The sequence below is a fragment of the Prevotella sp. khp7 genome (assembly GCF_900109055.1).
GTDB lineage: Bacteria > Bacteroidota > Bacteroidia > Bacteroidales > Bacteroidaceae > Prevotella.
In genome coordinates this window covers 471742-486365 of sequence record NZ_FOIV01000002.1, presented here as the reverse complement: position 1 = coordinate 486365, position 14624 = coordinate 471742, and the positions used below count along the sequence as shown (strand labels likewise).

Annotated in this window: 7 protein-coding genes; 6 read left to right on the top strand and 1 reads right to left on the bottom strand. The window is 45.4% G+C overall.

Going from position 1 to position 14624, the window contains the following annotated elements; genetic code table 11:
* Window positions 1–23: 23 nt before the first annotated feature.
* Window positions 24–2501: a hypothetical protein gene (locus BMX82_RS05650; protein WP_091766816.1), complete on the bottom strand. Its 2478-nt coding sequence runs from the start codon at window positions 2499–2501 to the stop codon at window positions 24–26.
* A gap of 209 nt (window positions 2502–2710) precedes the next feature.
* Between BMX82_RS05650 and BMX82_RS05645 the strand changes: the two genes are divergently transcribed.
* Genes BMX82_RS05645 through BMX82_RS05620 form a run of 6 tightly spaced genes read left to right on the top strand, consistent with a single transcriptional unit; the run spans window position 2711 to window position 14620 of the window.
* Window positions 2711–4516 (top strand): carboxypeptidase regulatory-like domain-containing protein, encoded by a 1806-nt coding sequence (locus tag BMX82_RS05645; RefSeq protein WP_091766813.1) that lies wholly within the window; start codon window positions 2711–2713, stop codon window positions 4514–4516.
* Between the two features lie 20 nt (window positions 4517–4536).
* Window positions 4537–5988, top strand: coding sequence for a glycoside hydrolase family 76 protein (locus tag BMX82_RS05640; RefSeq protein WP_177172026.1), 1452 nt, complete (start codon window positions 4537–4539; stop codon window positions 5986–5988).
* 21 nt (window positions 5989–6009) lie between these two features.
* Window positions 6010–9159, top strand: coding sequence for a SusC/RagA family TonB-linked outer membrane protein (locus BMX82_RS05635; protein ID WP_036914264.1), 3150 nt, complete (start codon window positions 6010–6012; stop codon window positions 9157–9159).
* A 27-nt stretch (window positions 9160–9186) separates the two neighbouring features.
* Window positions 9187–11247 (top strand): RagB/SusD family nutrient uptake outer membrane protein, encoded by a 2061-nt coding sequence (locus BMX82_RS05630; RefSeq protein ID WP_091766807.1) that lies wholly within the window; start codon window positions 9187–9189, stop codon window positions 11245–11247.
* A gap of 32 nt (window positions 11248–11279) precedes the next feature.
* Window positions 11280–12104, top strand: coding sequence for a DUF3823 domain-containing protein (locus BMX82_RS05625; RefSeq protein ID WP_091766804.1), 825 nt, complete (start codon window positions 11280–11282; stop codon window positions 12102–12104).
* A 17-nt stretch (window positions 12105–12121) separates the two neighbouring features.
* Window positions 12122–14620: a glutaminase family protein gene (locus tag BMX82_RS05620; RefSeq protein ID WP_036914269.1), complete on the top strand. Its 2499-nt coding sequence runs from the start codon at window positions 12122–12124 to the stop codon at window positions 14618–14620.
* Window positions 14621–14624: the final 4 nt, after the last annotated feature.

Genomic DNA, 14624 nt, shown 5'->3' with positions numbered 1-14624 from the left:
ACAGCGAAGAGCATACTGATATTTTAGCTATTAGTGAAATCTTCGCCAAATGCCTTGATATACTCCTCGTGGAAAGCCCTTGATATATCCTGGGCCTCATAGACTTTCCCTAAACGTTTCAGTGCTTTCATCTGATATGAGAACGCCTCAATATGATAAGGGTCAATGTAGAGCATCACCTCTGTCAGATATAACGTCAACTTCAGCTCGCTATTAGCATAGGTACGTTTCATAAGACGCAGAATGATTGGCGACATAACACGCTCTGTTTCTGATTTAAACTGATCGAGAGTAGGCATGTTCTGTGATTGCAGGAATTTGCCTCGACGAAGAATACTCAACAGACTTTGTTCTGTATATGTCTCTGTCATTACCTGATGCTCATAGTCCAGATAGTCACAATAGAAAGGTTTTTTAATGATGAATTGATAGAACCCATCCACATAAGCCAGTTCGATACCATCTATCTCTTCAAGCACCTTTCTTAGATGATTCATGATTACACTTCGCGAGTTCTTAACCTTGTCTGCAGGCTTATCTCCCCATAGCATCGTTCCGATAAGCTTTGAAGAGATGCCACCTCGTTTATTGTACCAGAACAACAGGCATGTCAGTTCACGCAACTTGTCTGTAAAGAGATAGGAAATATCTTTATTCTTTCGATCAAACGCCGTAAAATTACCAAAAAGATAGATGGCATTTGCTCTACTCTCCGCTACTTGTACATCAAGTTTTTCATTATACCTTACCAACTTCTTTTGCTTACAACGTCTATAATACAAATAGAATAATGCAGCAGCAAACATTGCGAACAACGTTATTCCAATATATATCAACTTGGTGTCAATGGGGAGCTTTGAGACTCTGGCAAACTCAGCATCTGACAATACTGGCAATTGAATGGAATAGAGAGTTATTGTTGAGGCGATATCATCAGTGAACTCCTGGACACAGACATAGAACTTATCTACGATGGGATCGTAGTAGATGTTGGCATTTGTCGCTATTTTATCTGACTGTATGGGAATAGAGTCGCCCAACATCTCCATACTTCCGTCAGCAAGTGAATATCTGCAGAGTCGGAGGTGAGATTCAGAAAGAGCTTCTGGATAGCAGAGCGTATAGAAATAATTGCCCATGATAAACATGTTGCGAACTGGCACAGTATTTTGCTGTTTCCCCCGTTCAAGACTCCATAATAGTTTGGTAGAGTAGTTTTCCAGATCAACCTGATAAAGATCATATAAATATCGTCTACCTACAGACTGATTACCAGATTCATTTCCCATTCCACCAAAGATGTAAGCATAACGGCACTGCGAATCAATACCAAGCGAAGTAAAATAGCGCGGAGTGCATGTTTTAAGGGTTTTGGCTTCTTCCCAACGATGTTCTTTTATGTCATAGATGTTAAGATTACGGAAATATAACATGCTGCCAAATCCGCCAAAAATACAAAATCTGTTCCTTAGTGTATCGAGAATATTTCCATGATGATGCAGTTGGGTTGGTAATTGGTCATAAGACTCTGGCGTCCATTCGAATGTGTTGAGGTCCAGACTGGCAATAGAAGGTTCATCACGCGGTCTGTCTTCTAGCCGATCATATTTGAACACCTCGTATGTATATAGTCTATCAGATCGTGTATCAATGAAATTCATTCCAAGATTAATATCTACAGGACATGCTGCCGAGAAAGCACGATAAAGAATGTCGTGATTATCTGCATTATATATAAATAAGGTGTCACGCGTATAGCCATAAAACAAATGACGCTTGGGATGAAAATTGGCTCCGGCATTGTTTGAGAAATGCATACTGACAAGTTTCTGCCAATGGTAACAATCATTGATAACCCAATACGGATTGTCTACATGCCCCACCTTCCGCTGGTTCTGGTCATACACATCATTACTTCTGCTTTGCGATAGAGGAAAAAAATAATCGGTTGCTCCACCTCCTTGAATATGCAAATTCTTGATAGTAGCTGATGGTACTTCGATCAGATAATCATAACGTCCAAACACTATCATCGGTGATAACACAGCAGGCAGGTTGTCCACTTGAGCCTGTGTCTGTTTTCCGTCTATGGTCATTAGTATCTTTTTCCTGTCAAGGTCCAGACAAAGTGAGAACTTAACCCAACCCTTATCTAATAACGCTTTCTTGTCAAAATGACTTCTGAAAAGAGTTGTCTTACCCTCTTCATTAAACTCAAACCAATCATGACCTCTTCCATCATAGAAAAGATTATAGTTCACTCCTCTTTTCTCATCTATCAGATGCAGTAAATATCCCACCTCATCCACTCGTGGCATCTGAAGGTCAAATGATATATTCAGTTGTTGCGTAAATACAGGTCTCTTTCCTTTAAACACAACATACGAGGTTCGGCCATCGATAGAGTCGGTAGGGTTCAAGAACCTGAGTCCTTGAGCCGATGATTCAATGATATTGCCTATAATCAGTACAAGCAATAGTATTTTGTAGAATTTGGGCATACAGTTATATTAGGTGGTGCAAATGTAACATTTTTGAGGGATAAAAACGATAAATACAACCAGGATTAACACTTTTAATCGTAAAATAACCCATAATTAACCCATTGATTAAGTTGACGAAACTATTTTTGCATCCGATTTCGTTTTTTCGATTTCTGAGAATAATTAAAAAGGATTCTAACAATAGCTAATTAACAAAAAACATTTTTATGAATCAAAGAACCAAGACCTCAAAGATTGTAGCATATTTGTTCGCAATATGCTTCATGGTGTTTATCAACTTCAGTTGTAGTGACGACACCAACAATGATGCAAATCATTTAGGAGAAGGTGATGTAAGTGGTATCATCGTTGATGATCATAATTCACCTCTACAAGGAGTATTAGTGACGGTAATTGACACCGACATAAGTACAACAACCGATGCCTCTGGTAGCTACACCTTAGTAGGAGTACCTATTGGTAAGCATGTTATTTCATTTAGCAAAACAGACTATCAGACTGTTTTTTGCACTGTAGCACCAAAGTCATGGGTTGGTGGTATGGCTTACGTCAGAACATCCCTGCGTTATGCTGCTGCACGTATTACTGGCCGTATCCTTGATGCAAAAAACGGCAAAAAACCCTTAGCAGGAGTTTCGGTTTCTCTAGGTGGTACATCTGTTCAAACAAACAGTGAGGGTATTTACACCCTATCACAATTACCCTTAGACAATTATTCCGTAACGTTCTCGTATGCCGACTATAATATTGTGACACGAAATGTGAAGATTGACGATTTTATAGACGGTATTGCCCAACTGCCTGATATTTTGCTGGGCGGTGAAGAAATCCTACCAGGGCTAACTTTGATCGATTTAAAGTCATGTACTCCTTGGATGTATAACGAATATCGTGGTGGTCGTAATGCCGACAACTATCCTCAATTTGACTGGAGCGTCGATTATATGTGTACTCTTGATATGACGGGTAACTGGGAAGAACAGAATGAGGGGACCACGATGAGAGTAGATGAAAGTAAGAGTAGCTCCCCTGATTTGGAAAATCTTAACACATTTATATATGGTAGAAAGCATATCACAGTAGATAATAAGATTATGACAATCTTTGCCCGTACCCATCAAGGGCCTGCAATATGGAATGTAGTTATTGTAGACTTAAACGAATCGAAGCCACAGGCAAAGAAGTTGGGTGACAACATCTCATTCCAAGATGGCAACTACAAGAACTTTGTATTCGACCTCAGTGCGTATGTTGGCAAAGACATAGCCATTGCCGTAGGAACATACTATTCTGGCGAGTGGGTTCAACTTGTACTGCGTCGTATCAGCTTTGCACCTTCAGCCACCAACGGTCTTGCTTGGTTACCAGGTAGTCCTATCAATGATGCACTCGAAGATTTACATCTGACACAAGAGATGGTGCGTGGTACTATGCCAAACGAGCGAAAGTCGTTTACAGGAATAAGCACCTACGATGGACGTAAGGATCGTGATGAATATGTATGGGCATATCGTGACTGGAATAAGACAGGGCACGTAGCTGCATACTGGGGTATGACGTCAATCACCAAGGACTGTGACGTGTTCACTAACGAGGGTTACACCATCAAAACACGTGGTAGCAACGGTATTGTCAGCACATCGAAAGCCGAGAGCTATCTCTATAGCAAGTTCGCTATCGATGATAACAATAAGACATTTACCCTCCGTGCACGCAACTTCGGTGATTATCCAACATACTACAAACTGATTGCCATCACAGATGATATGAACGTGAAATATCTCCAGCCTACTAAGGATTCGAAAGTAGACGAACTGGCAGAGGGCCCCGACGGCACCATCAAGTTCAAGCATAAGAATGGCGATACAGGACACCCTGAGAACTATGGAAAATTCGTATTCGATCTCTCACAATATAAAGGTAAGAACGTAACACTTGTTCTTGCTGTTTATAAGGGCGAGGAGAATGGCGATGAGAATAAGGTAACCATCTATAGTATCGACTTGAATTAAACAATAATATGAATAAGAAAATGAAAAAAGGAATTCTGACTATGGCTAGCCTTGTCATTGCCATAACCACAACGGCTAGTTGCGGTAGCAACAACGACATTTTACCAGATAGCCCTAACACGCCCGTTACTCCTCAGCCCGTTGAGAATAACGATATTAGCGTTCGAAATCTCACAAGAGCAACCATCCTATTTGATGCTGCCATGCAGCATTATATTAGTGGTGAAATGAAAATGGCCGATATGTATAATCCGTCAACAGACAAGCCCTCTGGCGAAGCAGATGTATGGCCATATACAGCCGCTATCGAAGCTTGCAATAGTATCCTTGAGGGGTATAGCTCTCTGACAAAGGCAGGAAAGAAGCCAGAACAGGGAACGGCATCTGAATATAAAGCCCAGCTTGAGAAACTCTATGACGGTCTGGAGTATTATGCAGGAACCTTCAAACTAACATCTTATACTCTAAATAATCAAGAATGGACTGTATACGGTGTACATCGTGGTAGTATGAAAGGTGGTGCCAGAGTAGATGGCGACCAGAACGTATACGACGATCAGCAGTGGATTATCCGCGAACTATTACGTTCGTGGAAAGCCACTGGCGAGCAGAAATATCTAGATAAGGCAGAATATCTCACAGCCTACGTTCTTGACGGTTGGGACTGGTGCCTTGATGATAAACAAAACACTTGGGGTAATGAAGTTGGCGGCATCACATGGGGCCCATCATATTGCACCAAACATGCTTGCAGCAATGGGCCTTTCATATCTCCACTTGTATGGCTGGCAGAGTATTACCAAGGGAAATCCGACAAGATTACGTATCGCACTATTAGTGCAGACGGGAAGCGTCAGGATATTACATCTACAAAAGCAGATTATTACCTGATGATGGCAAAGAAGATATACGAGTGGCAACAGTATAATCTTCGTGCATCGGATGGCATATATCTAGACATGGTTGGAGCAAACAACAATATCCGATATGAAGTTGTAGATGGAGTACAGTATCGTATCTCAAATCCAGGTACAGGCGCAGGAGGAACGAAACACACCTATAATAGTGGTACGATGGTTAGCGGTGGAGCCGACCTATACTCTCTTACTCACGACACCCGTTACTTAGACGACACCCGTAAACTTTATAACGACACCTTCTCGTACTTTCCCAAAAAGAATTCAAAAGGCAACTGGGATTATGCATATAGTAACTTCAGTCGCTGGTTCGATGATGTACTGATGCGTGGATGGATTTCTGCTGGTGAAATTGGAGTAGATACAAAAGAAGGAGTCGAAACTTTCCAAACTAACCTTGACTATGCATGGGACAACTTCCTACTTAATAAGACACTGCCTCGCGGACTTACAGGAGGTTGGAGTAATAATGATGCACAGAATGACGTGCGTGCCTTAGTGGCCTTTGCATACGCTTCTGAGTATGGCATGCTGGTAAGTTCAGTATTACAATAATAACTAAAATAAAACAACAATATGAATTTTACAACTAAAAAATGTATACTTCTGTTGCTTTCTGCAGTTTTCAGCATTGGCTTGCAGGCACAGAGTATCATCACCGTAAAAGGAAAAGTTACCGACCAGAATAATGAGCCTGTTATTGGAGCCACAGTAACCTATCATGGAACAAAAACTGCTGTAGTTACCGATCTTGACGGTCACTATTCTATTTCTGTAGCAGATAACGGCACACTTGATTTCGTCTATATCGGCATGAAGGCAGTGAGCCAGAATGTACAGAATCGACAGACTATCAATATTACGATGACCGAGGATGTTTCAGAACTTAATGATGTCATTGTAGTAGGTTATGGTACCCAGAAACGAGGGTCTATCACTGGTTCTGTAAGTGCTTTACGTGGTCAGGAGATGCTGAAAACCAATAATGAGAATACGCAAAACATGCTCACTGGCCGCATCGCCGGTGTCCGTGTGTGGCAGCAGAGTTCTGAACCAGGAACCTACCGTAACAACTTCGATGTACGCGGTTTAGGTGCTCCATTAATCGTTATCGATGGTGTGCCCCGTTCTGTTGAGGATTTCCAGCGCATGAATGCCAACGACATTGAGGATATATCAGTATTGAAAGACGCCTCGGCTGCCATCTATGGTTTGCGTGCTGCTAACGGAGTACTGCTCGTAACTACCAAGAAAGGAGGTATGGGCAAGACGCAAGTAAGCTATAGCGGTTCATTCACAATCCAAGCACCTAAAAGTATGCCCAAACTGCTCGATCCCGTTCGTGCAATGACTCTGATGAATGAATTGAAAAAGAATAATATCGATGGTGGCGCTCCTATGTTTACAGAAGAGGCCATTGATGAATATCGCAATGGCACCAAACAGGGCACCAACTGGAACGACCTGATTTTTGCAGAAACGGCCCCTGAGACGAATCACAACATGACCATCAGTGGAGGTTCAGACAAGATGCAGTACTTTGTCAGTCTTGGTTACCTCTATCAGGAAGGCTTCTTAAAGAGTGGCGACCTGAATTATGACAAGTTCAACATCACGTCGAAGATCAATGCCGAAATAGTCAAAGGCCTAGACTTCGAACTGCAGATAAACGGCATGCTCGACAATCGCAACAACCCCTACACATCGACAACCGACATCATCCGCAACTACTGGCGTCAAGGTCCACTCGCAGCAGCTTATGCAGATCCAGAACACACCATGCTCAACTATCAGAATCTGGATTTGGGAGAGAATGCCGTTGCCGAGATGACAAGCGACATCAGTGGATACAGGAAATACAAGCGTTACCAGATGCTGACCCAAGGCACACTCACATTCGACTTCGGCAAGTATGTCAACGCACTGAAAGGTCTTACTGCCCGCGCCATGTATTCCTACGATTTCCACATGGACAAGAACGAAATCTATCGCCGGCAGTACAACCAATATGCCTATGATCCTATAACAGACAGCTATATCCAACAAGTTTATTCAGGTAGCTCACCTGCCCAACTACGTAAAGAGCATTATGACAACACACAGAAGCTGATGCAGTTCACTCTGAACTACAATCGCACCATATCTTCACATACTATAGGCGCTATGATTGGTCTGGAGACTCAACAGAAGGTTTACGATGGCTTCTATGCTCGTCGGAATCTTGCCTTCAACAGCCCTTATCTGTTTAATGGCGTTGACGAAGGTCAGGTGGGTAATGCCAACGCTGGCGATATCCACGCAGCCAACTACAACTCATTCATCGGACGACTCAACTACAACTATGCCGACCGTTACCTTGTTGAGGGTCAGTTCCGCTACGACGGGAGCTCACAGTTCGCCCCAGATCATCGTTGGGGATTCTTCCCTTCTGCTAGTGCCGGTTGGCGTGTAAGCGAGGAACCCTTCTTTAAAAATATCGATGCCCTGCACTTCATCCAAAACCTGAAGGTTCGCGCCAGCTATGGCGAGATGGGTGATGACTCTGGTGCATCTTACGACTGGGTTGCTGGTTACTCTTATCCTTCAGGCGGTAGCGGCGATGGCAACAAGGGCTGGTATAATGGTTATGCTCCCGGATGGATGTTTGGTGGACAGTTTATCTATGGTGCTTCACCAAAAGCCATGCCTAATGAGTCAATCTCATGGTATAAGTCTAAGAGTTTCAACATTGGTTTCGACTTTTCCGCATGGGATGGTAAGCTGGGCATCACCTTCGACTACTTCATCCGTAAGCGTACTGGTCTCTACATGCAGCCAGGCGACTTCCCTACAGTTATCGGTGCTGATGCACCTCGACTCAATGCCAACAGCGACCAGCACATGGGGGTAGAACTCGAGATTTCGCATCGCAATCGTATTGGCGAGGTAAACTATGGATTGAAAGGTATCTTCAGTCTGACACGCAATAAATATCTCACTGCCGTTCAGAACGCCACCTATGCCAACAGCTACGACAAATGGCGTCACGACAATCTGAATAATCGTTACCAGGGCGTGCAGTTCGGATATACTTCAGCAGGTCGTTTCACCAGCTGGGAGGACATCTGGAACTACGACATCTATCATGAGCGTGATGTATTACCTGGTGATTACAAATATGAAGACTGGAATGGTGACGGCGAAATCAACGGTCTCGATGAGCATCCTTTCGCATACGACCAGACACCATGGATGAATTACTCGTTCAACATCGATGCTAGCTGGCGAAATTTCGACCTCAACATTCTCTTCCAGGGATCAGCCATGGGTAGCATGCGCTACGAGGAGCCTCTCTATCGTATCTGGGGTTACGAGGCGGCTGCAGGTGGTACGCTCGAGCAGTTCTGGGATCGTTGGCATCCGGTTGACCCAACAGCCGATCCATGGGATCCTACACAGGAGTGGGTATCTGGTTATTATGCCTATACGAACCACAATCCTTATGGAAACTCTGAGTTTAATCGTGTCAGCACAGCCTATCTGCGTCTGAAGAGCGTTGAGCTGGGATATACCCTGCCTAAGATGAAGTCGCTCAATGGCATGTCGCTCCGTATCTATGCCAATGCTTACAACCTGCTCACTTTTACTGGTGTTAAGTTCGTAGACCCAGAGCACCCCGATAGCGACCTCGGCCGTTTATATCCTCTGAATAAAACCTACACCTTTGGTCTGCAATTGTCATTCTAAGTTGAACATATTTAGTTAAAATAAGATATGAAAAAGATATTATTCATCATGACAGCCGGCATCGCCCTTCTGTTTAATTCATGTGTTGGTCTCGATGTGCCACCTAACAATGTGGTTACCGAGGACCAGTTGATTAGCGATGAGTCCGGCCTTGATATTTATTTTGCCAACATCTATAGCAACATGCCCTTCGAGGATTTCAAATATCGCTTTAGCGAGGGTTTCACCAACAATGGTTGGCTCGTAAGCTTTGGTACCGAGGGTATCGGCGAGGGTGTAGGTCGTGAAGGTTTCATGAACGCATGGCGTGGTGAGGGTAATCCCTACTGGAGTCAGGCATTCAAAACCTTACGCCAGATCAATCAACTCATTCGCGATCTTCCCGCCACAGCCAGCAGTCTGCCAGAGCCAACTCTGAATCAGTACCTTGGCGATGCATATTATTGTCGTGCCACCATTTTCTACGCTATGGCTCGACGCTATGGTGGTATTCCCTTGGTAACGAAAGTCATAGACTATCCTGCAGAAAGCGACGAGCTAGAGGTTCCACGTTCAAGTGAGGAGGATACCTGGAAACAGATTCTGGCCGATTACGACAAGGCTGCCGAACTGATGGGGCCAATCAGTCTGAAAGACGGATATGCCAATAAGTATATAGCTCTGGCGTGGAAATCGGAAGCCGCCCTCTATGCCGCATGTATAGCCAAATATAATCAAACCGTTACTGGTCATCTTACAGGCGTTGGTCAGAAGACAGGTATTCGTGTTATGGGCTTTGAAGATAGTCAAGCCAATAATCTGGCCAACCAGTGGTTCAAAGAGGCCTATTTGGCTGCCAAAGCGATTATCGACAGCGGTAGATATTCACTCTATAAGAAAGGCTGGGAGGCTGGTAACAAGGATGCTATCATGCAGTCGATGGTTAACATGCTCTCTGACTCTGACAGTCCTGAGAACATTCAGACTCGTGAATATAGCTATCCAACCTATGTACACTCTTACGACTCGTACAACACCCCTTGTACCATCCACTCACCATTGTCAGGTGGAACCTGTCCTACAGCCGACTTTATCTCGCTCTTCGACGGTATCCCTGTAAACGCAGATGGTTCAATCAAGACAACGGATGCTCAGGGCAACTATATACTTTACGATAATCCTTTTGATTTCTTCAAGAATGCCGAACCTCGTCTTCGTGCTCAGGTCATTGTACCTGGCGACGTGTTCCGTGGAAAAGTCATTGAAATCCGTCAGGGCATCTATACTGGATCAGAACCTATTAAGCCACTGTTCTCTACCGATCCTAGTGCCGATTACTCTTATGGTAATGCCAGCAAAGGCCCTCAGACTCTTAAAGCCTATAGTGACAAGCCAAAGACTCTCTTTATGTGTCCCAATCAGGGTACTGTTGAGACTGTTGATGTAAAGGGTGTGACTACGCAAGCCACTGGTGCCGATGGTCCCTTCTATAGTTGGGCAGAGGGTGGTGTAACTGGTATGTACTCTCGCAAATGGCTCTATCAGGGTAGCGATGCCCGTAGCGGCGAAGGTGTCTGCGACCAGCACTTCATCCTGATGCGTTATGCAGAGGTGCTTCTCAACTATGCAGAGGCCGCTGTTGAACTTTCTCTTCAGGGTATCAGTTCACCTGACGGTTCCGACATGCTATCTATAGCTAGCGAGGCTATTCGCTCTATTCAGGAGCGTGCTGGTGCTAATGTCATGACCAGCAATCTCACTTCCAATGAAAAGAGTCGTAACATCGTACGCAAGGAGCGCCGCAAGGAACTGGCCTTTGAACAGAAGACCAAGTACGACCTACGTCGCTGGCGCGTGCAGGACTATGACAACCGTGATGGCTTCTGGGGTATCACACGTGATAAGGATTCTTATAGTGATAACAGCCGATACCGTTTCCACGGTCTCTATCCCTACATGTCTGCCCAGTCGGGTAAATACTTCTTCGACTACCACTACCAGTATCTGGGTCAGAACGAGTGCGAGTTCAATGCCATCGACTACTATTTTGCTATCCCTGGTGGCGAGGTATCAAAGAGTTCTGTCATCGATCAGCAGCCCAACAGATAATATAATGATTAATTAAATAAATGACATAAACAATGAAAATAATAAAATGCTATTTACACCTATTCTTAGCGGCGTTCTTGCTCAGCTCATGCGACGCCTTTGAGATTGACAACTATGAAGAACCTGGTGAGACCATTGAAGGTATTGTGGTTGATGCCAAGACTGGCGATCCCGTATTGACTGATCAAGGTTCTGAGGGCATTCGTGTCCGTCTTACAGAGCTTAGTTATGGTGATAATGTAGACCATAATCCAGACTTTTATTGTCGTCCAGATGGCACTTTCCGCAATACCAAGGTCTTTAAAGGAAATTATAACATACGTATTGACGGACCGTTTGTACCCATCTATCGCGACACCGACGATGGTACTGTCATTTCCGACGATACCTGGTACGGCGACATCTCAGGTACTACCAAAGTGAAGTTTGAGGTACATCCCTTCCTGAAAGTAGAATTTGTAGAGACTCCATCTGTATCAAACGGTCAGATTACAGCCAAAGTCAGAGTGAGCCGCGGCATTACGAAAGACGAGTTCCGCAATCTGATTGAGCCAATGGGCGGCTATAGCGACGACTTCACCAATGTCACCGATATACAGCTATTTGTTTCGATGTCATCGAGTGTTGGGTATCGTGCCCGCGACCAGCGCTGGTCTAATCAGATTAATTATGCAGGTGATAGTTTCGACGAGTTCGAGGGACAGCCCATTACCATTCGTTCTGCCAATGGACAGACCATTCCTTCTGGCCGTCACGTCTTTGTGCGTGCAGCAGCCCGCATCAACTATGATACTCCACGAGGCAGTGGTACCCGTCGTTGGAACTACAGCGAACCCTTTGAAGTCATTATTCCATAGCATCTAAATATTCTATTATGAAGAAAAAAATTATTTCCTTATTAGGCATGGCGCTGACAGTAACCTGCGCCTTTGCCCAGTCAGAGTTCTTCTCACCCTATAAAGCCACATCGCTCCGCCTTCCGGCAGTTCCCATTGTGGTCAACGATCCTTATTTCTCCATCTGGTCGCCCTACGACAATTTGACTGAAGGCAACACACGCCTTTGGACTGGCGATGAGAAGCCTTTAGAGGGCTTGCTTAGAGTCGACGGCACAACCTATCGCTTTATGGGCGACAAAGAGCATAAGGTACTGAAGGCACTTGCCCCTATGAGCGACGAGGCCGCCTGGGAGGGCCAGTACACCGAGGCCAAACAGGCCGATGGCTGGCAAAAGCCCGACTTCAAGGCCAATGGCTGGCAGACAGGCCGTGCTGCATTTGGTAATGCAGGCGACAATATTCGCACCGGCTGGAGCAAGGAGCATAGTGACATCTATATCCGCCGTGAGATTAACCTCACAGCCGAGGATTTGAAAGGCGACCTCTATGCCTTGTACTCACACGATGATGCCTGCGAGTTGTACATCAACGGCACACAGGTAGCAACAGGCCGTATGGATGCAGTATTCAACGAGTCGGTACGCCTGAATGCCCAGCAGAAGCAGTTGCTGCACGAGGGACGTAACGTGATGGCCCTGCACGTGTACAACAACGCTGGCGGCGCCTATGCCGACTTTGGTCTGTATGCCAACATCGGCATCGAAGCCACCTCAGTTAAGACTGCCGTACAGAAGAGTGTCGACGTGATGGCCACTTCAACCTACTACACATTTACCTGTGGTCCGGTAGCACTGGATGTAGTATTCACATCACCCATGCTGATTAACGATCTCGACCTGCTTTCTACCCCCGTTTCGTATGTTTCGTACCAGGTAAAGAGTTTGGACCGTAAGAAGCACGATGTGCAGTTTGCACTGTTGGCAAGTCCACAAATAGCAACCAACAAGCCTCATCAGCCCACAGAGTCATCGGTAGTATCTGTTAATGGCGTGAAGTACCTCAAAACAGGAACTATCGACCAGCCCATTCTGGCCAAGAAAGGCGACGGCATCGGTATCGATTGGGGCTATCTGTATGTAGCCGACTTCAATGGAAAGGTATCACTCGACAGCTACAACAATATTATCGACGGATTTATGACTAAGGGCGACCTGACCTGTGGACAGCAGCAGGTGCGTGCTTACAAACAGAACGATACCCCTGTACTGGCCTATGTGCATAACTTCGGCAAGGTTGACCAGCAGCCTCAGTCGTCGTTCTCTTTGATTGGCTACGACGAGGTAGAGGATATCGAGTATATGTACCAGCGCTACAAGGCCTACTGGGCACATGGTGGCAAGGTGGATATCTTCGACGCTTTCAATAAGTTGAACCGTAATTACAAGAGCATCATGGAGCGTTGCCGCGCCATGGATAAGCAGATTTACGACGATGCCCTGAAGGTGGGTAATGCCCACTATGCCGAAATTCTCTCAGGTGTCTATCGCCATGTATTGGCTGCACACAAGCTTTTTCAGGATAACGAAGGGCATCTGCTGTATTTCTCAAAGGAGAACAACTCAAATGGTTGCGTGAATACCGTAGATCTGACTTATCCATCGGCACCGCTTTTCCTGGCTTACAACCCTGAATTGCAGAAAGCCATGATGACCAGTATCTTTGAGTACAGTCGTTCTGGCCGCTGGACTAAGCCCTTTGCCGCCCACGATCTGGGCACCTACCCCATTGCCAACGGACAGGTATATGGTGGCGACATGCCTATCGAAGAGGCTGGCAACATGCTGACTCTGGCCGCACAGCTCTGCATCCAGGATGGCAACATCGATTACGTAAAGCCATACTGGGATATCCTGACCCAGTGGACCGATTATCTGGTGGAGAACGGACAGGACCCATCAAACCAGTTGTGTACTGACGACTTTGCAGGCCACTGGCCTCATAACTGCAACCTCTCTGTAAAAGCCATCATGGGCGTGGCAGGCTATGCGCTGATGGCTCGCATCAAGGGCGACAACGCTACTGCCGACCACTATATGGATACAGCCCGAAAGATGGCAAAAAAGTGGGAGGCAGATGCTCGCGAGGGCGACCACTACAAACTGGCTTTCGACCGCGAGAACACTTGGAGCCAGAAGTACAACATGATATGGGACAAACTGTGGAACACCAATCTGTTTGGCGATGAGGTCATGCAGCGCGAATTGAATTACTATCTGAAGCAGCAGAACGATTATGGCCTACCTCTCGACATCCGTAAGGACTACACCAAGACCGACTGGATCATGTGGAGTGCCGCCATGGCCAACGATAAGGATACCTTCCTGAAGTTTGTTGAGCCCATCTACAAATATATGGACGAGACAGGATCGCGCGTTCCCACCAGCGACTGGCATGACACCAAGACTGGTCTAATGATTGGCTTCAAAGCCAGATCGGTAGTTGGTGGATACTGGATGAGATTATTAGTTAAGTAGTTTT

Coding starts and splice junctions, on each gene's coding strand:
- BMX82_RS05625 (WP_091766804.1), top strand. CDS start 11,280: ATGAAAATAATAAAATGCTATTTACACCTATTCTTAGCGGCGTTCTTG.
- BMX82_RS05650 (WP_091766816.1), bottom strand. CDS start 2,501: ATGCCCAAATTCTACAAAATACTATTGCTTGTACTGATTATAGGCAAT.
- BMX82_RS05620 (WP_036914269.1), top strand. CDS start 12,122: ATGAAGAAAAAAATTATTTCCTTATTAGGCATGGCGCTGACAGTAACC.
- BMX82_RS05630 (WP_091766807.1), top strand. CDS start 9,187: ATGAAAAAGATATTATTCATCATGACAGCCGGCATCGCCCTTCTGTTT.
- BMX82_RS05635 (WP_036914264.1), top strand. CDS start 6,010: ATGAATTTTACAACTAAAAAATGTATACTTCTGTTGCTTTCTGCAGTT.
- BMX82_RS05645 (WP_091766813.1), top strand. CDS start 2,711: ATGAATCAAAGAACCAAGACCTCAAAGATTGTAGCATATTTGTTCGCA.
- BMX82_RS05640 (WP_177172026.1), top strand. CDS start 4,537: ATGAAAAAAGGAATTCTGACTATGGCTAGCCTTGTCATTGCCATAACC.